21 protein-coding genes and 1 pseudogene are annotated in these 20,542 nt (G+C 38.3%); 16 read left to right on the plus strand and 6 right to left on the minus strand.

Annotated elements, in window-relative coordinates:
- Window positions 1-180: 180 nt before the first annotated feature.
- The 4 genes from FAY30_RS12765 to FAY30_RS12780 form a co-directional block, all read right to left on the minus strand.
- On the minus strand, window positions 181-849 hold the full coding sequence (locus FAY30_RS12765) for a DUF2642 domain-containing protein (RefSeq protein WP_149870233.1): 669 nt from the start codon (window positions 847-849) through the stop codon (window positions 181-183).
- Between the two features lie 187 nt (window positions 850-1,036).
- Window positions 1,037-2,347 (minus strand): DUF2642 domain-containing protein, encoded by a 1,311-nt coding sequence (locus FAY30_RS12770; RefSeq protein ID WP_149870234.1) that lies wholly within the window; start codon window positions 2,345-2,347, stop codon window positions 1,037-1,039.
- Between the two features lie 58 nt (window positions 2,348-2,405).
- Window positions 2,406-2,927, minus strand: coding sequence for a hypothetical protein (locus FAY30_RS12775; RefSeq protein ID WP_149870235.1), 522 nt, complete (start codon window positions 2,925-2,927; stop codon window positions 2,406-2,408).
- Window positions 2,928-3,082: 155 nt separating this feature from the next.
- The gene (locus tag FAY30_RS12780; protein ID WP_149870236.1) at window positions 3,083-4,153 is read right to left on the minus strand and encodes a CotH kinase family protein; all 1,071 of its coding nucleotides are present in this window, start codon (window positions 4,151-4,153) and stop codon (window positions 3,083-3,085) included.
- Window positions 4,154-4,330: 177 nt separating this feature from the next.
- On the opposite strand from FAY30_RS12780, the gene FAY30_RS12785 reads away from it, so the two are divergent.
- The 14 genes and pseudogenes from FAY30_RS12785 (at window position 4,331) to FAY30_RS12850 (ending at window position 16,002) form a co-directional block, all read left to right on the plus strand.
- Window positions 4,331-5,023 (plus strand): hypothetical protein, encoded by a 693-nt coding sequence (locus tag FAY30_RS12785; protein ID WP_149870237.1) that lies wholly within the window; start codon window positions 4,331-4,333, stop codon window positions 5,021-5,023.
- A 289-nt stretch (window positions 5,024-5,312) separates the two neighbouring features.
- Window positions 5,313-6,671, plus strand: coding sequence for an arsenic transporter (locus tag FAY30_RS12790; protein ID WP_149870238.1), 1,359 nt, complete (start codon window positions 5,313-5,315; stop codon window positions 6,669-6,671).
- Window positions 6,672-6,809: 138 nt separating this feature from the next.
- Window positions 6,810-7,553, plus strand: coding sequence for a type I methionyl aminopeptidase (map, locus tag FAY30_RS12795; protein ID WP_149870239.1), 744 nt, complete (start codon window positions 6,810-6,812; stop codon window positions 7,551-7,553).
- Between the two features lie 215 nt (window positions 7,554-7,768).
- The gene (locus FAY30_RS12800) at window positions 7,769-8,737 is read left to right on the plus strand and encodes a ring-cleaving dioxygenase (RefSeq protein WP_149870240.1); all 969 of its coding nucleotides are present in this window, start codon (window positions 7,769-7,771) and stop codon (window positions 8,735-8,737) included.
- Between the two features lie 47 nt (window positions 8,738-8,784).
- Entirely contained in the window at window positions 8,785-9,396 is a 612-nt protein-coding gene (locus FAY30_RS12805) for an alpha/beta hydrolase (protein ID WP_149870241.1), read from the plus strand.
- Between the two features lie 205 nt (window positions 9,397-9,601).
- Window positions 9,602-11,254, plus strand: coding sequence for a CoA-disulfide reductase (locus FAY30_RS12810; RefSeq protein WP_149870242.1), 1,653 nt, complete (start codon window positions 9,602-9,604; stop codon window positions 11,252-11,254).
- A gap of 147 nt (window positions 11,255-11,401) precedes the next feature.
- Window positions 11,402-11,665 (plus strand): metal-sensitive transcriptional regulator, encoded by a 264-nt coding sequence (locus FAY30_RS12815; RefSeq protein ID WP_149870243.1) that lies wholly within the window; start codon window positions 11,402-11,404, stop codon window positions 11,663-11,665.
- An 83-nt stretch (window positions 11,666-11,748) separates the two neighbouring features.
- Complete coding sequence (locus FAY30_RS12820) at window positions 11,749-11,976, plus strand: sulfurtransferase TusA family protein (protein WP_149870244.1); 228 nt, start codon at window positions 11,749-11,751, stop codon at window positions 11,974-11,976.
- A 60-nt stretch (window positions 11,977-12,036) separates the two neighbouring features.
- Window positions 12,037-12,516 (plus strand): DsrE/DsrF/DrsH-like family protein, encoded by a 480-nt coding sequence (locus FAY30_RS12825; protein ID WP_149870245.1) that lies wholly within the window; start codon window positions 12,037-12,039, stop codon window positions 12,514-12,516.
- A gap of 23 nt (window positions 12,517-12,539) precedes the next feature.
- Window positions 12,540-12,836, plus strand: coding sequence for a rhodanese-like domain-containing protein (locus FAY30_RS12830; RefSeq protein ID WP_149870246.1), 297 nt, complete (start codon window positions 12,540-12,542; stop codon window positions 12,834-12,836).
- Between the two features lie 51 nt (window positions 12,837-12,887).
- A complete protein-coding gene (locus FAY30_RS12835) occupies window positions 12,888-13,463 on the plus strand; it encodes a sulfurtransferase TusA family protein (protein ID WP_149870247.1) in 576 nt (191 codons plus the stop codon).
- A gap of 39 nt (window positions 13,464-13,502) precedes the next feature.
- Window positions 13,503-14,637: pseudogene (locus FAY30_RS12840) on the plus strand (MBL fold metallo-hydrolase).
- 134 nt (window positions 14,638-14,771) lie between these two features.
- Window positions 14,772-15,134, plus strand: a complete 363-nt coding sequence (locus tag FAY30_RS12845; RefSeq protein WP_149870249.1) for a rhodanese-like domain-containing protein — start codon at window positions 14,772-14,774, stop codon at window positions 15,132-15,134.
- Between the two features lie 91 nt (window positions 15,135-15,225).
- Window positions 15,226-16,002, plus strand: coding sequence for a sulfite exporter TauE/SafE family protein (locus tag FAY30_RS12850; protein WP_149870250.1), 777 nt, complete (start codon window positions 15,226-15,228; stop codon window positions 16,000-16,002).
- 39 nt (window positions 16,003-16,041) lie between these two features.
- On the opposite strand, the gene FAY30_RS12855 is transcribed toward FAY30_RS12850, so the two are convergent.
- Both FAY30_RS12855 and FAY30_RS12860 read right to left on the minus strand, forming a co-directional pair.
- Window positions 16,042-16,374 (minus strand): hypothetical protein, encoded by a 333-nt coding sequence (locus FAY30_RS12855; protein WP_149870251.1) that lies wholly within the window; start codon window positions 16,372-16,374, stop codon window positions 16,042-16,044.
- An 80-nt stretch (window positions 16,375-16,454) separates the two neighbouring features.
- Window positions 16,455-17,621 (minus strand): MFS transporter, encoded by a 1,167-nt coding sequence (locus tag FAY30_RS12860; RefSeq protein ID WP_149870252.1) that lies wholly within the window; start codon window positions 17,619-17,621, stop codon window positions 16,455-16,457.
- A gap of 239 nt (window positions 17,622-17,860) precedes the next feature.
- Here FAY30_RS12860 and FAY30_RS12865 point away from each other — a divergent pair, with 239 nt between their 5' ends.
- Both FAY30_RS12865 and FAY30_RS12870 read left to right on the plus strand, forming a co-directional pair.
- Entirely contained in the window at window positions 17,861-18,628 is a 768-nt protein-coding gene (locus tag FAY30_RS12865; RefSeq protein ID WP_149870253.1) for an ABC transporter ATP-binding protein, read from the plus strand.
- A complete protein-coding gene (locus FAY30_RS12870; protein WP_149870254.1) occupies window positions 18,615-20,534 on the plus strand; it encodes an ABC transporter permease in 1,920 nt (639 codons plus the stop codon). Before FAY30_RS12865 ends, FAY30_RS12870 begins: the two co-directional genes overlap by 14 nt.
- Window positions 20,535-20,542 lie beyond the last annotated feature (8 nt).

The raw sequence follows: 20,542 nt of genomic DNA on the forward strand, positions 1-20,542 counted from the left end.
CCCACAGGCGCTTTAGCACCGAGGAGGCTCACCGCACGCCCCGCGGAAAGCGAAGCGACTGTAGCGGAAATCAACAGCCACGTTTAACAGAGCTTATTAATTAAAAAGAGTGCCACCCGTGGCACTCTTTTGCATAGTTCTAAAAGCTTGTTTCATAAACAGCCATAAATAGAGATCAACCTAGGTCATATGGACTGTTTTAATATGCTGTAGATTAATATAGATTGGCTCTTCTTTTGCACCGATTAATTCGACAAAATTATTCTTAATTCCTTGAATTTTGCCGATGACATTCTCGTTTTCACCGATATTAAAAACGATTAATTCGCCCATTAACTTTTCAATTTGGACTTCATATGATCGGGCGAATGTGATATTGCTCGGATTCACTGGAAGATTTGCGTTACTTAGACCATATGGCCGCTGATTATTCGTGTACGGGATTAACCACTTTAAATGGTTAAGGGAGATAAACATCGTTTTGTATAAGGGGGAGTAAAAGACAAAATAATTATTCATGATGCTAATAATATAGCCATGCAGTGCTTGTTTACTTGTTACGTAGATTTCTGTGAAAATTCCCTTTGCAGATGTAAGGGTTTTTCTTAACGATGTTTCTTCATTGTGATTATAAATAGGTGTTGGTTCATCATTAAAACTAATTTCCGCAATTTCATCCTGTTTTAGAAATTGCCAGTTTTGGACATGAATAGTTGGAATGTAAAGATAATCATTGCCATTGAATACTACCCATATATCACTGCCAATATCCACTAACAAACCACTGATGAATTTCTTACCAGAAATCTCCAGTTTAATATATTTGCCGATGTTTTCTTTTAACTTCATTTACTCACTTCCTTTCCTTGTTTTTTCCTTATACAAATAGAGATGGGCTTAGGAGATATTTCTATTAAAGTATTAAAAAAAATAAGATCTGCCCAGCTCGTATTTGTAAGATGATGTTGATTTGCTGAAAAATTGGTGGGATTTAAGAATCATTAATTGTTTTTCCATTTCATCAAGGGGACTCCGGTTAAAATCTAAAGGTTCTTTTCTTTCTGGTTGGCCATCCAGCAAACGGGAATGGACGTTCAGCTTCTCGGGAAACTGGTTCACCGGCGAATCGGAAAGCCCGTTTTTCCTGATCTTTTTGTTTCCATACACTTTTAGTGTCATTAACAAATCTGTCTTGTTTATTATCCTCTGTCTTTTTAGGAGCAGCATTCTGTGTAAGAACTGGTTGGGTTGTGGTTCCATTGTCACGTGACTTTACTTGTTTCGTTGTCATTCCATTGTCATGTGATTTTACTGGTTTGGAAGGATTTCCAGTGTTTTGTGATTTTACTGGTTTGGATGTATTTCCAGTGTTTTGTGATTTTACTGGTTTAGTTGTGACAATTGTATCTTGCGATTTTACTGGTTTACTTTCTTTCTTAGCTGCCGGTGGTGCGGATACAGGCTTCGGTTCCGATTTAATGACTGCAGATTCTTTAACAGGTTCCTTTTCCTTTGCAGGTTCAATGGATTTCGGTTTGCTGCCTGTTGGTTCTTCTTGCATTTTCTCTTTTTGATTTATTTCACTGTTTGGTTTCTTCCATTCACTTTTAACTAATGGCGTTATACTAATAGAGGTATATTGATTTTTACTTGTGGATAGAGGTTCATCCATCTTTACAGACATGCAATCTTCTATTTTTATCGGTTCTGACCATCCCAATGTATGATCTGGTTCAGCCATTTCCGTTGTTGCCACCACTTCTTCTTTTATTTCACGCTTTTCATTGGTGGCCGTAACCTTTTTTTTCTTTTCTGCAGTCTGACGGGTTTGATTTACTTCTTCTTTTACCTCTTTTTCATTTCTCTTTTCTTCTTTTTTCTTGTCGCCATTATTGTTTTCAGCTTTTTCCTTTTTAGTTTCCTTCTCTTTAACAAATCCCTTTAAGATATTGGATATGTGCGTTATTTTAATTAAGATGCGCTCTTCACCATTAATTAGAGTAGCGAAATCAGTATCAATATCACTTAGAACACCACTAAATCTTTGCTTATTGATACTTAAGATGGTTACCCAAGAATGGTGGAATGAGTGTAAAAGTTCTGATAAGCTCTGTGTTTTTTGAAACTCCGCTGTTGGTTCCTCAGGCTGAAACTGCCTCGTGTTTTTTGTGATCGCTTGAATTTTATCAATGTTGTAATAAAAAATGTATTTATCTTCCGTTTCCATTACCACATGATCCGGTTCCACGCCAATCAGTTTTCCTTTATAAATGTCTTCACCTACATAGAGATTTACATTAAACCCCTTTAATAAATCTAATGCAGCTGAAAATTTATCTAACCCCATGTTTCATCCTCCTTAAGAGATAATGTGTCGCTTCTCTTTTGGAGAAGCGACGTAATGGTTATTCGTTATCCTCATTGTCATCGTTATTTTGGTTGTTATCGTTATCCTCATTTTGATCATCGTCATTGGAATTTTCGGAGTCATTTTTCTTCTTTTCAACCATTAAGCCGTAGCTAATATTGCGTATATGTTTCATGGAAAAACGTACCACTTCGTCTTGTACGATAAGTGAAGCGAAATGTTTATTTGCATCACTGAGTACGCCTTCCAATGACTCCGAACCGCCGCGGTTTATTTTTACCCATTGGAATCTGATGCTTTCCAGAAGTTTATGAAAGTTTTCCGCTGTCTTGTAATCTAATTTTGTTGGAACCTTTATTCCGAAATTCAGGATGTCCTTGGAACTTTCTGTCACGCTTCTGACATGGTTCGTCTTGTAGTAAACCACACCATCGGTTTCCGTTAATAGGACAAAATAGTCTTCAAATACTGCCAGTAATTTCCCAATTCTAGATTCTGGGCCTCCCCGGTCAACCCTGATTGTTTTACCCACATGTTGATTCATCATTTCTCTATCCATAAAAGAATTTTCCTCCTTTAATTTAAATAAACATTTACACTGCATCTATATGTATCACGGGGTGATGTTGTACTAATAAAGTAGCCTTTTTTTCATAGATGCGGTAAAAAATAGGCAAAAAAAAGTATATGATATTTAACCATATACCTGTTCCTTTATTGGATTTTCGTCATTTGTTGTTTCAAAAAAGCATTTCTTTTTTGAATAAAAGTTTGTATGAATTCCTTTTCTCTATCCAATATTTCCGAGGTTGTTTTAATAAACGGATCGAGATGAAGGTGTGGTTTAACTGATTCAAATAGTTCATCAATCCTCTCAGTTTGTGATTCAACAGTAAACTCATAATCTAAAACGGCGGATAGAATATTCCGATATTTTTCTTTCACATCAGGAAAATGAAGCAATCTCCCAGTTAGCGTATTATAGCCAGTTATAGGCACAAAGTCATGGTCGAGAGGTTTCCCATGGAGGTCCCTGCCCCAGGTGCCATCATAATCCCAGGGGGTGATTTCATATAGGCCGGTTCCACCATTTTGATATAGTGCATAATTATGGATAAAACCGTCGAAGTTTTGGGTACAAACAACGCCAGTCAACCACGTTAAATACTGGATGACATCAAGCACCTGAGGTATTTGTTGTTCAAACTCTTCATTGCCTAATGTATTAATCATAGCAATCAATTCTTCTAAATTGGCGAGGTCATTTTTTTCCCCATATTTGATTGTGTAGCCTTCGTCCAATGTTGTTTTTAATTCTTTGTCTGGATTTAATAAGGAGAAATTTGCGTGATAATTGGTGGCGTAAATGATTGGACCATGCGGTAAATTTCTTTTTTTCAAAAAATATTGATCGAATGATTCGAGCTCTAGATAAATTCCTTTACAATAGCCATTAATATATAGGAGGATATGCTTGGAGTGTGGTGAGATGACGCCTATTCTGTCAAAGAAATCAAGTGATAGCTTATTACGGCTGAGTGATACATCATTAAATTCGGCATTTAGATGGATTTCGTGGGCTCCGTTAACGGTATAAGGTTTTTGAAAAATGATATCATAGGATTTCTTTTTCTTCTTTCTAATCACATTTCCGCGATACTTTATGTTGACTGAAAATTGGTCACTACCGATTTTTAGGGTAGCAGGGACATGCTCATTCAACCAAATATCTTTATCCAGCTGGTTTAACATCTTGGGATTAATGAAAATCTCATATTTTTGCAATGGTAATACCCCTATAAATATATATTTTTAAAATATTATGCTCGAAATATAGCAATGGTGCCGTATATGGGCATTTGGTTAATTATAAAAAAATAAATGTTTGTCTATAACCAATTCCACTTCTTCCCCATAAATTAACAATGAGCATAAAACTTAAGAAAGTGGTGGAAGGGGAAAATGAGTATGGTGATGGAAGAACTGTTATTACAAGCAAAAGAAAATGGGGTCGTGGACTTTTTAGTCAATAACCCTGTGGAATTCAAGTTAGGCAAGAAAGGAAAAAAGGGAAAAAAGCACAGTAAAGGGTCAAAAGGAGGAAGTAGGGGCAGTCACGGTTCAAGAGGATCATCCGGTTCCCACGGTAGTCATGGTTCATCCGGTTCCCACGGTAGTCATGGTTCATCTGGTTCCCACGGCAGCCATGGTTCATCTGGTTCCCACGGCAGTCATGGTTCATCTGGTTCCCACGGCAGTCACGGTTCATCTGGTTCCCACGGCAGTCACGGTTCATCCGGTTCCCACGGCAGTCGTGGTTCATCTGGTTCCCATGGCAGTCATGGTTCATCTGGTTCCCACGGCAGTCATGGCTCGAAAGGCTCAAAAGGCAGTAAAGGTTCGAAGGGCAGCAAGGGCTCTAGGGGCAGTAAAGGAAAAAAGGGACCAAAACATGGACCGCTAGCTAAAAAGCGTAAGCCTGGTCCAAAAGGCTCGAAAGGCTCAAAGGGCAGCAAAGGCAGTAGGGGATCCAAAGGCTCACACGGCTCGAAGGGCAGCAAAGGCAGTAAGGGATCCAAAGGCTCGCACGGCTCAAAGGGCAGCAAAGGCAGTAAGGGATCCAAAGGCTCACATGGTTCAAAAGGAAACGAATAGTCTTTACTGTTAATCTGTCTTTTATCAATTATTTAAACCATTAACATGCCGATACCTAAACAGTATCGGTTTTCTTTTGTTGATGGAAATGATAATTAAGCTCAGGAAATCCTATTGTTGCTAGTTCATATACCTAGTAAAAATGGTGAATGACACCTGCCTATTTTGTTTCCTTACGAGATATTCGTTTAGAACAAGCCTTCCTCTGTTACGTAAAATAGACCAAAGGACAAGAGGTAGCAAACGAAAAAAAGAAGGGAAACTAATTGAAGGGAGAAAATTCATTTTTATGTATCATCAATCAACGATGATCATCACCATATTTGCATTTATTTTCACAATGGCTTTGATATTTATCCGTCCAAAAAATATGAATGAATCAATACCAGCCACGATTGGAGCCATTCTCGTATTTTTAAGCGGGAGTGTTTCGACGGGCGATCTGCTTGATATAAGTTCAAAAGTTACAGGAGCCGCCATCACCATTATTGCCACTATCGTTATGGCCATTGTGCTTGAAAGCTTCGGCTTTTTCAGTTGGACCGCTGCGCTTATGTTAAAATTGTCAAAAGGGTCAGGAATTCGCTTATTTTGGAATACGTTACTGCTCTGCTTTTTAATGACCTTATTTTTTAATAACGATGGTAGCATATTGATAACTACACCCATACTTATCCTCATTTTAAATAATCTTAAGTTAAAAAACAGCCAAAAAATACCCTTTCTTTTAAGTGGTGCATTAATCGCAACTGCTTCTAGTGCTCCAATCGGGGTTAGCAACATAGTCAACCTTATCGCTTTGAAAATAATCGGAATGGATCTTTATCTGCAAACAGAAATGATGTTTGTTCCTGGTGTGCTTGGATTACTTTTCTTATCCTATTTGTTGTTTCTAGTGTTTAAGAAGGATATTCCAACGGAAATTGGCCACCATTCCTACTCAATCCCTTTACAAAAAAATCGGCCTTTCCATCCCTTGCAGAAGAACGCCGAAAATTTATTTCACCAACAGAAGAAACTCATGATAAACATGTTAATTTTTGTATTCCTCGTTAGAATTAGTCTATTTGCTGCCTCTTTTATTGGCATTTCCGTATCACTTGTAGCGGTATGCGGTTCAATCATCTTATTAATTTGGAGGTGGATCTATTTAAAGGTAAATCCTAAAGACGTAGCAGGAAAAATTCCATGGCATATATTAATCTTTGCATTTAGTATGTATGTCATCATCTTCGGCTTGCACAATATCGGCTTAACGTCTATCTTAATAGATAATCTGACATCACTCGTCCATGACAGCCTGTTACATGCAAGCTTAACAATGGGTGTCATAACAGCTTTGTTGTCAAATATCTTTAACAATCACCCAGCCTTAATGATTTCCACTCTCGCCTTGACAGATATGGGACTAGACCCGCTTATTATGAAAACAGTGTATCTGGCCAATATCATCGGCAGTGATATCGGCTCACTGATCCTGCCAATAGGAACGTTGGCCACCCTGATTTGGATGCATATTTTAAAAAGAAATAAAATACAAATCACCTGGGTTGAATATATGAAGATTACCCTCCTTGTCATTCCACCAACGCTCATATTTACACTAATTTGCTTATATGGATGGCTGCTGCTTGTATTTGTACCGTAATACAGCCAAAAAAGATCCCCACAGACAACCACTGTCCATTGAAAACCTGACAGCGCAATATGGAATTTTGCATCGGTATTAGGTACAATCTAAGACATGGATGTTTTATCTAAAATTATTTAGATTGGGGAAAGAAGAATGATTGCCAAGACAGAAGAGGATTTTAATGGTTTAAAAGCGATAGGAAAAATCGTTGCATCAATAAGAGATGAATTAGTACAAAGAACGAAACCTGGTATCACAACAAAGGAACTTGATGATATTGCTGGAGCACTATTTGAAAAGGCAGGGGCTGTTTCAGCACCGAAAGGGGAATATGATTTTCCAGGTTATACTTGTATCAGTGTGAACGAAGAAGTGGCACATGGCATTCCCGGCGATCGGGTTATTAACGAAGGGGATCTAGTAAACATTGACGTTTCGGGTTCCAAAAATGGCTATTTTGCTGATACGGGTATTTCTATTGTTGTTGGGGAAGGCGATGAACTATTTAAGAAAATCTGCAGCGTTGCAAAAGAAGCATTTGAGGCAGGACTAAAAAAAGCAAAACCAGGTTCAAAAATAACTGGAATGGGTAAGGTCGTTCACCAAATTGCCAGACAGCATGGATTAACAGTTATCAAAAATCTAACTGGTCATGGAATAGGACGGACAATCCATGAAGCACCAGAGTATATTTATAATTATAACGAAACTTCGGACAACGGCCTGTTAAAAGAAGGTATGGTTATCGCATTTGAACCATTTATCTCAACCTTAGAAGAAGAAGTATTTCAAGTGGAAGATGATGAATGGACCTTTGTTACCGAAAACAGCTTTGTTGCACAGTATGAACACACATTAATTATCACCAAAGAGGGACCAATCATTTTAACAAAATAAGAGGGAAATTTTTATAATAATATTTACGCTGTCTTAGGATCCTGGACATTTTCTTTAAAGAAAATGTCCAGGATCCTTTTTTAATGTGTATATACCAAATACCTCCTGATAAACTATTATTGACACATTACCATTTATGAATTACAATTATCTCATATTCAAGATAAATTAATTTGAGATAATTACTAATAAAATCATAGCAAGGAGTGATGTACGTGGAACTATTAGGACTACATCATGTGTCTATCCTAACAGGTAAAGCAGAAAGAAATTATGACTTTTTTACCAAGATTCTAGGAATGCGATTGGTTAAGAAAACCGTAAATCAAGATAACACAGACTCCTATCATCTTTTTTATGCGGATGCGGAAGGAACTCCTGGAACGGATATTACTTTCTTTGATATTCCCGGCCTTGGGCACACATATAGAGGAACATCAGATATTTCTACAGTATCGCTTAGGGTGAAAAGTACAGATTCATTGTTATTCTGGAAAGACCGTTTTGATCATTATCGAATTCAACATGATGAGATTGAAAAAAGAGCGAACCGCGACACACTAGCCTTTAGAGATTTCGAAGGCACACAATTAATCCTTGTCGCAGATAACGGCGAAAAGGGTGTACGAGCAGGGGTTCCATGGGAGCGTGACGATATTCCATTAGAACATACAATTATCGGATTAGGACCTGTTACACTGACTGTTGGCATTGCCGAACCAACCATTGGGGTGTTGACTGAGGTTATGGGATTTCGCTCCGTCGGTTCTTATCCATCGCTTGATGGAAAGCATCCGGATATATTGGTATATGCAACCGGCGAAGGCGGCAGCGGTGCAGAAGTCCATATTGAAACCAGACCAGAACTGCCTAGAGCTAGATTAGGCCGCGGCGGGGTACACCATGTCGCTTTTCGGGTTCCGAACGAGGAAGAATATGATCAATGGGCAAAGAGACTAAAGGAGTACCGTTTGCCGAATTCCGGAAAAGTTGAGCGATATTATTTCAAAGCATTGTATTTTCGAGAACCAAATGGCATATTATTTGAACTTTCAACAGATACTCCAGGATTCGCTACAGATGAACCAATGGAAACAATGGGTCAAAGCCTGGCATTACCACCATTTTTGGAACCAAAACGCGTCGATATTGAAGCGAAATTAAGACCATTGGAACTTCGTTAATGTAGGCCGACTCCTAAATTAGAATCATGAAATGGAGGAAATAGAAGATGAAACATATATATAATCCAGGGAAAGACGCTGCAAAACCCACATTACTTTTACTGCATGGTACTGGTGGAAATGAACTGGATCTTTTACCACTTGCGGGAATGATTGATGATGAGGCAGCTGTATTAAGTGTCCGAGGAAATGTATTAGAAAATGGAATGCCTCGTTTTTTCCGCAGATTAGCAGAAGGAATTTTTGATGAAGAGGATCTTATTTTCCGGACAAAAGAGTTAAACGAGTTTCTTGACGAAGCAGCTAAAAAGTATCATTTTGATAGAAATAATATTATGGCTATTGGTTATTCCAATGGAGCCAATATTGCTGCAAGTTTATTGTTTCACTATCAAGATGCATTAAAAGGGGCAATTCTTCATCATCCGATGGTTCCGAGAAAAGGTATTGAACTTCCTGACTTAACAGGAAAATCAGTATTTATTGCCGCTGGAAAAAACGATCCTATCTGTTCCCCGCTCGAATCAGCTGAACTACAATCATTATTAGAGAAAGCAAACGCAAAAGTGGAGCTCCATTGGGAAAATAGGGGTCATCAGTTAACCGTCGATGAGGTAGAAGCGGCGGCTGCATGGTATAAAAAGATTGTAAACAAGTAATAAAGTTCAAGACAGGGAATGAATCCCTGTCTTTTCTCATTTAAGAATATCACTAATTGTGAAGAAATTGTGAAAGTCAGGAAAGATGGCTTTACAATCTTATTTTGCGGTTTATAATACCCATATAGGTATTAAACCCATGGGGGTATATCTTGGAGGGTATGAATGGAAGGGTTCTTGTAAAATAAATTTGGAGGGATATAAAATGACCAAGAAAATCATCATCATCGGTGGAGTTGCAGGTGGTGCAACTACAGCAGCAAGATTAAGAAGAATGAATGAAGAGGTAGAAATTATCCTTGTAGAACGCGGTGAACATATTTCATTTGCCAATTGCGGTTTACCTTACTATATTGGTGAGACAATTAAAGATAGAAGTAAATTATTAGTGCAGACGGTAAGAGGAATGTCTGAACGGTTCAAATTGGATATCCGCAATTTCAGTGAAGCATTGAGCATCGATCCAGAAAACAAGAAGGTGACGATCAAAAATTTACAAACTGGGGAAGTGTACGAAGAATCATATGACAAATTATTATTATCACCAGGTGCACGACCTATTGTCCCTCCAATCCCGGGATTAAATGAAAACGGGACTCTATTTACTTTACGAAATATTCCTGATACAGACCGGATCAAAAACTATGTTGATTCTAACAATCCTAAAAAGGGAGTCATTATCGGCGGCGGTTTTATTGGGATTGAAATGGCCGAAAACTTAGTGGATAGGGGAATAGAAGTAACTATTATCGAGATGGCCAATCAAATAATGGCTCCGATTGATTTTGAAATGGCTAGTATTTTACACAGTCATTTAAAAGAAAAAGGTGTACAGCTAATTTTAGAAAATGGTGTTCAATCATTTAGTGACGAAGGAAAGCGGATCGTCCTATCTGATGGGACGGAAATGGAAACAGATATGACAGTTCTGTCTATCGGTGTTAGACCGGAAAATGAATTGGCTAAGACAGCAGGTTTGGAATTAGGAGAGCGCGGCGGAATCATTGTAAATGAGTACCTTCAAACATCGAATCAATATATTTATGCTGTTGGAGATGCAGTAGAAGTAGTTGATTATATAAGCGGTGCAAAAACGATAATCCCGCTTGCCGGACCTGCTAACCGTCAAGGTCGGATAGCTGCGAATAACATGATGGGGAAGAAAGAGAAGTATCAAGGAACAATGGGTACCTCAATTGCGAAGGTGTTTGACTTAACTGTCGCTGCCACTGGAAATAATGAAAAACTATTAAAGCGCTTAGGTATGTCCTATGAAGTCGTTCATATTCACCCGAGCTCACATGCAGGGTATTACCCAGATGCAGCACCAATTGCCTTAAAAGTAATATTTGAGAAACAAACTGGAAAAATCTTTGGAGCCCAAGCCGTAGGCGCGGACGGTGTCGATAAGCGGATCGATGTGATTGCTACAGCCATAAAAGGCGGTTTAACAGTAGAAGATCTGACTAACCTTGAATTATCCTACGCCCCACCGTATTCGTCTGCTAAGGATCCTGTAAATATGGCAGGCTATGTGGCATCCAATATCACAGAAGGTGAATTGGAGCATATTCAATGGCATGAAGTGGACCAAATTGTTGCAGAGGGTGGACTCTTAATCGATGTTCGAGAGCCAATGGAACGTGAATTTGGATATATTGAAGGCTCCATAAATATCTCCCTAAACGAACTAAGAAATAAATTAGCGGATATTCCAAAAGATCAGACCATTTATGTCAGTTGTCAAGTAGGATTAAGAGGATATTTAGCCAGTCGGATTCTAAAGAATAACGGTTATCGTGTTAAAAATGTAGATGGCGGTTGGAAAACGTATTCTTCTGTAAGAAACGGTGATTAAATTTTGGATTAAAAAGATATAATACAGGCATATTGGCATCGTCAATTGATGCTCTTTTTGCTTGAAAAAATATACGGTTGACAAAATACCCTAATGGGTATATTATATAACTTGTCAATATCGTTCTGTATCAAGGAGGTTACGTGCATGGATTATAATGATCAAATGAAAAATAGAGTGAAACGGATTGAAGGACAATTAAGAGGAATTCTTAGAATGATGGAAGAAAATAAGGATTGCAAAGAAGTGATCACCCAATTATCTGCAGCAAGGACAGCCATCGATCGTACAATTGGGGTTGTCGTTAGTTCTAATTTAGTGGAGTGTGTTCAAAAAGCCACTGAAGAAGGCGAAAGAAGTATGGAAGAATTAGTAAAAGAAGCGGTTAATCTGCTGGTGAAAAGTCGTTAAAGAAGGGTTGACACCTTCTTTAATTTTTAATACTATTATACCCATAGGGGTAATGGTAAGTATTCTTTAGGAGGAATGAATCAGTGAATATAGCGAAAGTATTAGATGCAAAAGGTTTAGCATGTCCGATGCCAATTGTTAAGACAAAAAAGGCAATAAATGAACTTGAATCTGGTCAAGTACTAGAAATTCACACCACTGATAAAGGGGCAAAAAATGATCTGTCTGCATGGGCTAAATCAAGTGGACATGAATTAGTAAAACACGAAGAAGAAAACAATATTTTAAAGTTTTGGATTAAAAAGGGATAATTTTTTTAACTAGTAATATACCTATACAGGTATATGAAAAAACAACCAGGAGGTAACGACATGACAGATAAGAAACGGACAACAATTGTCTTATTTAGTGGAGATTACGATAAAGCGATGGCGGCCTATATTATTGCAAATGGAGCTGCTGCTTATGATCATGAAGTAACTATTTTTCACACATTTTGGGGATTAAATGCTCTTCGAAAAGATGCAAACGTTCCTGTGAAAAAAGGGTTTATGGAAAAAATGTTTGGAAAAATGATGCCTAGAGGCGCTGATAAAATGGGACTTTCCAAAATGAATTTTGCTGGATTTGGACCAAAAATGATTAAAGATATTATGAAAAAGCATAATGCCATGCCTTTACCGCAGTTAATCGAAATGGCTCAAGAGCAGGATGTAAAGCTAGTCGCATGTACTATGACAATGGATTTGTTAGGACTGAAACAAGAAGAACTTTTAGATGAAATTGACTATGCTGGTGTTGCAGCCTACTTAGCAGACGCACAAGACGGGAATGTAAATCTATTTATCTAAGAAAATAGGAGGAGGAACACACTGTGAGAGAAATTTCTACAAAAGACGTTGAGGCCTTACTAAATAAAGGAAAGAAAATAACTATCATTGATGTTCGTGAAGTAGATGAGGTAAAGACTGGCAAAATCCCAGGAGCAATCAGTATGCCTCTAGGCTTAGTTGAGTTTCGCATGCATGAATTGGATAAAACCAAAGAGTATATCATCGTTTGCCGTTCAGGCGGAAGAAGCGGCCGGGCTTCACAATTTCTTGAAAGCTATGGATATAACGTAATCAACATGGCTGGCGGAATGCTTGCTTGGGAAGGTAAAGTCGAATAATTTTTTTAATACAAATAATACCTGGATGGGTAAGTTAACAGGAGGATTATGATGAACAACATGAAAGCTAACGTCATACTGGATGCCAAAGGTTTAGCTTGTCCAATGCCAATTGTAAGAACAAAAAAGGCTATGAATAATTTAGAAGCGGGACAAGTATTAGAAGTTTTAGCGACAGATAAAGGTTCAAAAGCGGATATGAAAGCATGGGCTGAAAGTACAGGTCATCAATATTTGGGAACCATTGAAGATGGAGAAGTTTTAAAGCACTATCTTCGAAAATCATCTAACGATGAGTTAAATGAAAAAAAACATCCAAATACGATTAATAATGACGATCTTGAAAAAAAATTGGAAGCAAATGAAAATATCGTACTTCTGGATGTAAGGGAAGCAGCAGAATTTGCTTTTAACCACATTCCAAATGCCATCTCTATTCCTATTGGAGAATTGGAGGAAAGAATGGCCGAATTAAATAATGAAAATGAAATATATGTTGTTTGTCGCACTGGTAACCGGAGTGATCTTGCAGCCCAAAAGTTATCTGAAAAGGGATTTACGACCGTAATTAATGTTGTCCCAGGTATGAGTCAATGGATGGGACAAACGACAGGAATAGATCGTTAATTAATTTTTTTTAACCAAAATAATACCACAGGGGGTAATTTGGAAAATGACTGTAAATGTAATGACCTCAAAAGATGTAACTGCAAAAGTTTTTAATAAAGAAAAGTTATTTATTCTCGATGTTCGGAATAAAAGTGATTTTCAAGATTGGAAGATTGAAGGAGAGAACTTTAACTATTTAAATGTTCCCTATTTTGAATTGCTCGATGGTGTAGAAGAGATCTTGGAGAAAATGCCTGCGGATATAGAGATATTAGTTGTTTGTGCTAAGGAAGGTTCATCGGTTATGGTAGCTGAGATGCTTGCTGAAGCTGGGGTATCAGTTTCTTACTTACAAGGTGGTATGAAGGCGTGGAGTGAGCACTTGGAACCCGTCAAGATTGGGGATTTGAATGATGGCGGCGAAATTTATCAGTTTGTACGGATTGGTAAGGGGTGTTTGTCTTACATGGTTGTTTCTAATGGTGAAGCCGCATTAATTGATGCAACACGTATGACTGATGTTTATCTTCATTTTGCTGAAAGTATGGATGTGAAAATCACCCATGTTTTCGATACACATCTTCATGCGGACCATATTTCAGGAGGACGTACAATTGCTGAAAAAACCGGTGCAACTTACTGGCTGCCGCCGAAGGATGCAACAGAAGTAACCTTTAAGTACCAGCCATTAGAAGATGGCAATGGGGTATCGATAGGTAAAACAACAATTTCAATTCAGGCATTATATTCTCCAGGTCACACGATTGGTTCTACCTCATTTGTTGTGGACAAAAAATTCTTACTCTCTGGTGATATCTTGTTCATTGATTCAATTGGAAGGCCTGATCTCGCTGGAATGGCGGAGGACTGGGTTGGCGATTTAAGGGAAACTCTTTATTTCCGTTACAAGGAATTATCTGAAGAGCTCCTAGTTCTCCCTGCACATTTTATGATCATTGATGAATTAAACGATGATGGTAGTGTATCAGAAAAGCTTGGTATATTATTCGCAAAAAATCATGGTCTTACAATTCATGATGAAAATGAATTTAGAAAGCTTGTAACCGAGAACTTACCGCCACAACCTAATGCGTATCAGGAAATTCGCAAAACCAATATGGGGATAATGTCTCCGGATGAAGCACACCAAAGGGAAATGGAAATTGGACCAAATCGATGTGCAGTACGGTAAGGAGGGCATTATATGTCTGAGAAAACAAAACAAACCAATAATTGTACAACAACGGGTTCTTGAGGAATTTGTCGGTCTAACGTTTCTGGTGATGAAAAACAAGTTTATATTATGAGTTTCAAAGGAGATATATTATGCAATTAGTAAATTATCTTATCCTTGCGCTATTTCTTTTCTTTATTATCAAGCGGTTCTTGCCAATAAAAGGTGTGACAAATATTTCAACTGCCGATTTAAAAAGGGTATTAAATGATAAGAATAAACAATTTGTCGATGTCCGAACACCTGGAGAATATAAGGGGAACCATATTAGAGGTTTCAAAAATATTCCTCTCCAGCAGCTTGCACAGAAATCTGATAAGGAATTGTCAAAGGACCAAGAAGTGGTGGTAATTTGCCAAAGCGGCATGAGAAGTCAAAAGGCAAGTAAAATGCTGAAAAATCTAGGATTTACTAAAGTAACGAATGTTAAAGGCGGCATGAGTGCTTGGCATTAGACAAAGTGAATAAGTAAGCGATAATAATAGCGATTAAAAATTATGTAAAAGGGGAACCAATGCTGTTTCCCTTTTTTTAGAGGAGGATACCATGGACATTAGCTTTATCATCACGATTTTCCTGATTGGATTTGTGGGCTCCTTTATTTCAGGTATGTTAGGAATTGGCGGGGCAATTATCAACTTCCCGATGTTATTATATATTCCGGTCTTACTCGGTGTTGGCCAGTTTACAGCGCATGAAGTTTCCGGTATTACTGCCATACAGGTCTTTTTTTCGACAATTGGCGGCGTTTGGGCCTATCGTAAGGGTGGTTTTTTAAATAAATCTCTTATAGTCTACATGGGAATTAGTATTTTGCTTGGTAGTTTGATTGGCGGATTCGGCTCTACTCACATGCCAGAAAGTGGAATTAATATCGTTTATGGAATTTTAGCGTTGATGGCCGTAATCATGATGTTTGTCCCTAAAAAGGGAATTGATGATATCCCGCTAGACCAAGTTAAATTTAACAAGTGGCTTGCAGCGCTATTTGCCTTCATTGTTGGAATTGGGGCAGGAATTGTCGGAGCAGGCGGTGCGTTCTTGTTGGTCCCCATCATGCTAACCGTGTTAAAAATACCTACAAGAATGACGATCGCTTCCTCCTTAGCTATTACACTTATTTCATCAATAGGAGCCGTTACCGGAAAGATCTCAACGGGACAAGTGGCAATCCTGCCTTCCCTGATCATGGTTGCTGCCAGTTTACTTGCTTCACCGTTAGGAGCAAATGCAGGGAAAAGAGTGAATACGAAGGTATTACAAATGATTATGGGGATTTTAATTTTGGCAACCGCCGTCAAAACATGGATAGAAATTTTATAAGTAACGTAAGAATCCATTAGTAAGAAAGACCGCTATCGTTTAGCGGTCTTTCTTACTGTAATCCCAGTATCTAATGCTGTCTGTCTTTCCGGTAGGTTCACTTTTAATGATATTCCCATCCTTGTCCTTGTAAACCTCAATTTCCTCGTATGTTTCTACAATATAGCCATCGACTCTTTTAGTATTTACAAGTTTTTCTTCTAATTCTGGAACATCACTAGATTGCTCTACCTCTACAGGTTGTGCCATGACAGGCTGATCGGCGGTGTAGGCATAGTTCTTATTCAAAAATGAGTAAGGGGAATCTAGATAGGCAGCTAAGCCTAACATAACCAAAAGCAAAAAAACACTTGTGACTGTTTTTCTTCTCATGCTACAGGGCTCCTTTTAGAAATTCTCTCCTGTACCATTTTATGCATGTCCACTGCCGCCGTATGACTGGAAGTTTTAGTTTAAGAATTCATCGTGTTTACCATATTTAATCGTGAACGGAACGTTAAAAACAACAGAAAAGCTACAATAGTGATTATCGCGCCCGAAATGTATGGGAGACCTATCGCCATCGAAAACAGCCAGCCTCCCACCGGAGGGCCGATAATGCGTCCCAAAGAATCAAAGGATGATAAAAGCCCCGTTGAACTTCCATGACCGGCAGCAGACGTTTTTGTTAATAAAGAAGAGACGCTGGGACGGATCACCCCGTTGCCAAGGCCGAAAATGGTTAAATAAATTGCAGCTGTCGTAAAATTATGTACAAGTAAAATTAAACCAAATCCAATGGCGGAAACAATCATACCGCCTTGTATGACTGCACTTTCCCCATATTTTTTGGTCAATCGGCCGACCAATCCGCCTTGTACCAATGCACTGCCAAAGCCCATAATCATGAAAATGTAGCCGAGCTGGATGGCGTCTAATCCGGCTTTTTTAGCAGCAAAATAAGCAAACGTTGCCTCCAAACCAGAGAGAGACAACGAAATGAATAATTGGACAAAAAATAGCACGGATACAGCACCGTTAAATGCTTTCCAAATCGATGTCTTTTCCTTTGAAGTTTGAGTCTTGTTTTGTTTAGATTCTTTTAAAAGAATAAATACCAAAATCAACGTGATAATTGAGGATCCACTTGCTAGATAAAACGGCATACTTAAGCTGATTTTTGAAAAAATACCGCCAATTGCCGGTCCGAACACAAAGCCTAATCCTGTGGCGGCACCAATGATCCCCATGCCTTTACCGCGATTTTCTTCTGTTGTGATATCAGCAACATAGGCCATGGCTGTCGGCATATTTGCAGATGAAAGAATCCCCCCCAATATTCTCGCCGCAAAAAGCATCCATAGTTCAGTTGAAAGAGCCTGGATCAAGAAGGAAATTGCTAAACCGGCTATTCCTATCATCATCACCGGCTTTCGGCCAATACGATCGGATACCTGACCCCACATCGGTGCAAAAATAAGCTGCATGAGCGAATAAACGGCCATTAACAGTCCAAGTTCCGTTGGATTTGCCCCAATTTCTTCAGCATAAAAAGGTAAAACCGGAATAATGATTCCGAATCCAACCATGACTAAAAACATCACGACAAATAAAATCGGTAAAGCTTTCTTTGTTTGCACTAGATTCTCACTCCCTAGGTGAATCGAAAAATTCATTTCTTTCCCTTTATAGGATAATAGAAATAAACGTTCTAATCAATTTTTTCCTAGCTTGGCAATAGTATGCAGCCTAAATCATTTTTGAAATTCTTACAAAAATGTAAGATAAGAGTCTAAAAGCGTAAGGATTCATTATGGAAAACCTGTTGTTATTTTCTTATAGTTAAACTATGGAAATAAACGGTGGAGGCTAATTATAAATGGAAACAATTTTAGAAGCAAAGGGAGTAAACAAGGTGTTTGGCTCAAAAAGGAACGTATTCACTGCACTGGATGATATCGATCTCCATATCACTAAAGGAGAATTTGTGGGAGTCATGGGGCCATCAGGTGCGGGAAAATCCTCCTTACTGAATGTTTTATCATCGATTGAAACCGTAACATCCGGAACCATCCGGATCGAAGGGACAGAAATTACGAAAATGAAAGAAGATCAGCTGAGAGAATTCAGAAGAGATAAAATGGGGTTTATTTTTCAAGATTATAATCTGCTTGATACCTTAACAGTCGCAGAAAATATCATGCTGCCGCTTACCTTTACGAAAATGGCAAAGGATGAGATTAAAAAGAAAACAGCTACAGTTGCAGAAATGTTTGAAATTCAGGCTATTTTAAACAAATATCCATATGAAATTTCCGGCGGTCAACAGCAGCGGACAGCAGTATGCCGAGCGATCATTGGCAGACCAAGTATTTTGTTTGCAGATGAACCGACTGGTGCACTTGATTCAAAATCAGCCCATCATTTGCTGCAAACGTTTCGGAAGTTGAATGAAGAGATGCAGGCGACGATTTTAATGGTAACGCATGACCCTTATGCAGCCAGTTTTTGCTCTCGAGTATTGTTTATTAAGGATGGTTCTCTCTTTACAGAAATCCATAAAGGAGATCAACCAAGGAAGCAGCTTTTCCAACAAATATTAAACATCTTGTCAACCATTGGGGGAGGCCAATATGACATTATCTAGCATTGCCAGAAAAAACATCTGGAAAAACCTCCGTCAATATATAATTTATTTAAATTCAATGATTTTCAGTATAGCCATCTATTTTACATTCGTTTCCTTACAGTATAATGAACAATTGCTATCATCGACGGTAACCCTAAGAAAGCTAGAGTCAGCATTTGCAGCCGCTTCCATCATCCTGATCATCTTTGCAGCAATCTTTATCTGGTATTCCAACTCGTTTTTCACGAAAAAGCGGAAAAAGGAAGTAGGTCTGTATGCACTTTTTGGAATGAGCCGTAAAAAAATTGGCCAATTACTATTATATGAAAATTTCATTATGGGAGTGCTTGCTTTAACAATTGGAATGACTGTTGGTTTGCTATTTTCAAAGCTTTTCATGATGATTATTTTTAAGCTTATGGGGTTTTCATTAGAGGTGTCGTTTAGCATTCCAGCGCAAGCGTTCATCCAAACGGCGGCTGTTTTTCTTTTCATCATTCTAGTCACATCCATTCACAGTTATCGATTAATTTATCGTTTTTCTCTTTCAGAATTATTTAAAGCGGAGCGAAAAGGGGAGCGGCTGGCCAAAGGGTCACCGATTCTTAGTGCTATGGCTGTTGTTTTCATTGGATTGGCCTATCTACTATTCCTTAATCCCGATCACTTAATAAAGAATACTGGAATTCGCTTTCTAACTGCCATTTTATTCCTTGTAATTGGTTCCTATTTCTTTATGAATTTTCTAATCACGTATTTACTTAAACTAGCACAAAGATTTACATCCATCTATTTAAAAGGAAAAAACCTGCTTACGATTACGAATTTATTATACCGGTTAAAAGGCAATGTACTCATTTTGACGGTTATTTCCTTATTAAGTAGTGTCACGTTAATTGCCTGTATGGTTACTTATAGTTTATATTATCAAATCGACCATTTTTCAAAGCGCGATAACCCATATAGCTTTATGTTTAATCTGAAAGACGACAAGGTGAATCAGGATGTTCGGACCTTAATAGAAAAAAAGTCCGGAGAAGATCTTCTTTACCACAATGGGATTCCCTATCTCTCCATTAAGCCAGTTGGTTCGAAATTGAATCGAGTGCCAGATTTTTTCCAAACGCTGCTCATCTCCGAACAAACCTATCAGGATTTGATGAAGCTAAGAGGGCTGAAGGATTCCATTCACTTAAAGAAACATGAAGCTGCAGCCTTTTATGATGGCAACCTTGATCAGAAATCGGATCCATTTACAGGGGGGCAGGTTGCACTTTCTGCCACTGCAACCATTACGATTACAGATTATAAGGATTTTTCTTTGGTAAACCAAGGAGAAATGTTATTTCCTTTGGTCATTAGTGATGAACTATACGAAGAATTAAAACACGGAATGACTCCGGAAGAAACCTTGTATATCTATAAAACCTCGAATGAAAAAATGGCGAAGGGGTTAGATCGTGAGATAAATAAGGTTGTTACCCCATTTAGGTACCAAGAGAATGCGCCGATTTACGCCAGTTTCTATGAAAATTATCATTATGGTATGGAAACGTATGGACTGCTTATCTTTATTGGAGGATTTCTTGGCCTTGTATTTCTCCTAGCAACAGGGAGCATGATTTATTTTAAGCAGCTGATCGAGGCAACCACTGATAAGGAACGGTATAAGGTTCTTAAAAAGATTGGAATCCCAGATAAGCAGATTTCAAAAGCGGTAGCAAGGCAAGTTGGCGTTGTCTTTATTCTCCCGTTACTGCTGGCAGCAAGCAACACGGGGGTTATTCTTTATATCCTAGCTGACTTTTTACAAATCAACATGCAAGTCCCGTTTTTCACCTGTTTTGGCGTATATTTACTCATTTATTTGGGGTATTACTTCTTAACCACTGCCAACTATCTAAAAATTATCAAAGAAACGTAAAAACAAGC

Source organism: Bacillus sp. S3 (assembly GCF_005154805.1).
In the GTDB taxonomy this organism is placed as follows: domain Bacteria; phylum Bacillota; class Bacilli; order Bacillales; family Cytobacillaceae; genus Neobacillus.

Coding starts and splice junctions, on each gene's coding strand:
- FAY30_RS12870 (WP_149870254.1), top strand. CDS start 18,615: ATGACATTATCTAGCATTGCCAGAAAAAACATCTGGAAAAACCTCCGT.
- FAY30_RS12825 (WP_149870245.1), top strand. CDS start 12,037: ATGACAGATAAGAAACGGACAACAATTGTCTTATTTAGTGGAGATTAC.
- FAY30_RS12785 (WP_149870237.1), top strand. CDS start 4,331: ATGAGTATGGTGATGGAAGAACTGTTATTACAAGCAAAAGAAAATGGG.
- FAY30_RS12845 (WP_149870249.1), top strand. CDS start 14,772: ATGCAATTAGTAAATTATCTTATCCTTGCGCTATTTCTTTTCTTTATT.
- FAY30_RS12770 (WP_149870234.1), bottom strand. CDS start 2,347: ATGGGGTTAGATAAATTTTCAGCTGCATTAGATTTATTAAAGGGGTTT.
- FAY30_RS12805 (WP_149870241.1), top strand. CDS start 8,785: ATGAAACATATATATAATCCAGGGAAAGACGCTGCAAAACCCACATTA.
- FAY30_RS12850 (WP_149870250.1), top strand. CDS start 15,226: ATGGACATTAGCTTTATCATCACGATTTTCCTGATTGGATTTGTGGGC.
- FAY30_RS12775 (WP_149870235.1), bottom strand. CDS start 2,927: ATGGATAGAGAAATGATGAATCAACATGTGGGTAAAACAATCAGGGTT.
- FAY30_RS12810 (WP_149870242.1), top strand. CDS start 9,602: ATGACCAAGAAAATCATCATCATCGGTGGAGTTGCAGGTGGTGCAACT.
- FAY30_RS12815 (WP_149870243.1), top strand. CDS start 11,402: ATGGATTATAATGATCAAATGAAAAATAGAGTGAAACGGATTGAAGGA.
- FAY30_RS12855 (WP_149870251.1), bottom strand. CDS start 16,374: ATGAGAAGAAAAACAGTCACAAGTGTTTTTTTGCTTTTGGTTATGTTA.
- map (WP_149870239.1), top strand. CDS start 6,810: ATGATTGCCAAGACAGAAGAGGATTTTAATGGTTTAAAAGCGATAGGA.
- FAY30_RS12790 (WP_149870238.1), top strand. CDS start 5,313: ATGTATCATCAATCAACGATGATCATCACCATATTTGCATTTATTTTC.
- FAY30_RS12765 (WP_149870233.1), bottom strand. CDS start 849: ATGAAGTTAAAAGAAAACATCGGCAAATATATTAAACTGGAGATTTCT.
- FAY30_RS12835 (WP_149870247.1), top strand. CDS start 12,888: ATGAACAACATGAAAGCTAACGTCATACTGGATGCCAAAGGTTTAGCT.
- FAY30_RS12865 (WP_149870253.1), top strand. CDS start 17,861: ATGGAAACAATTTTAGAAGCAAAGGGAGTAAACAAGGTGTTTGGCTCA.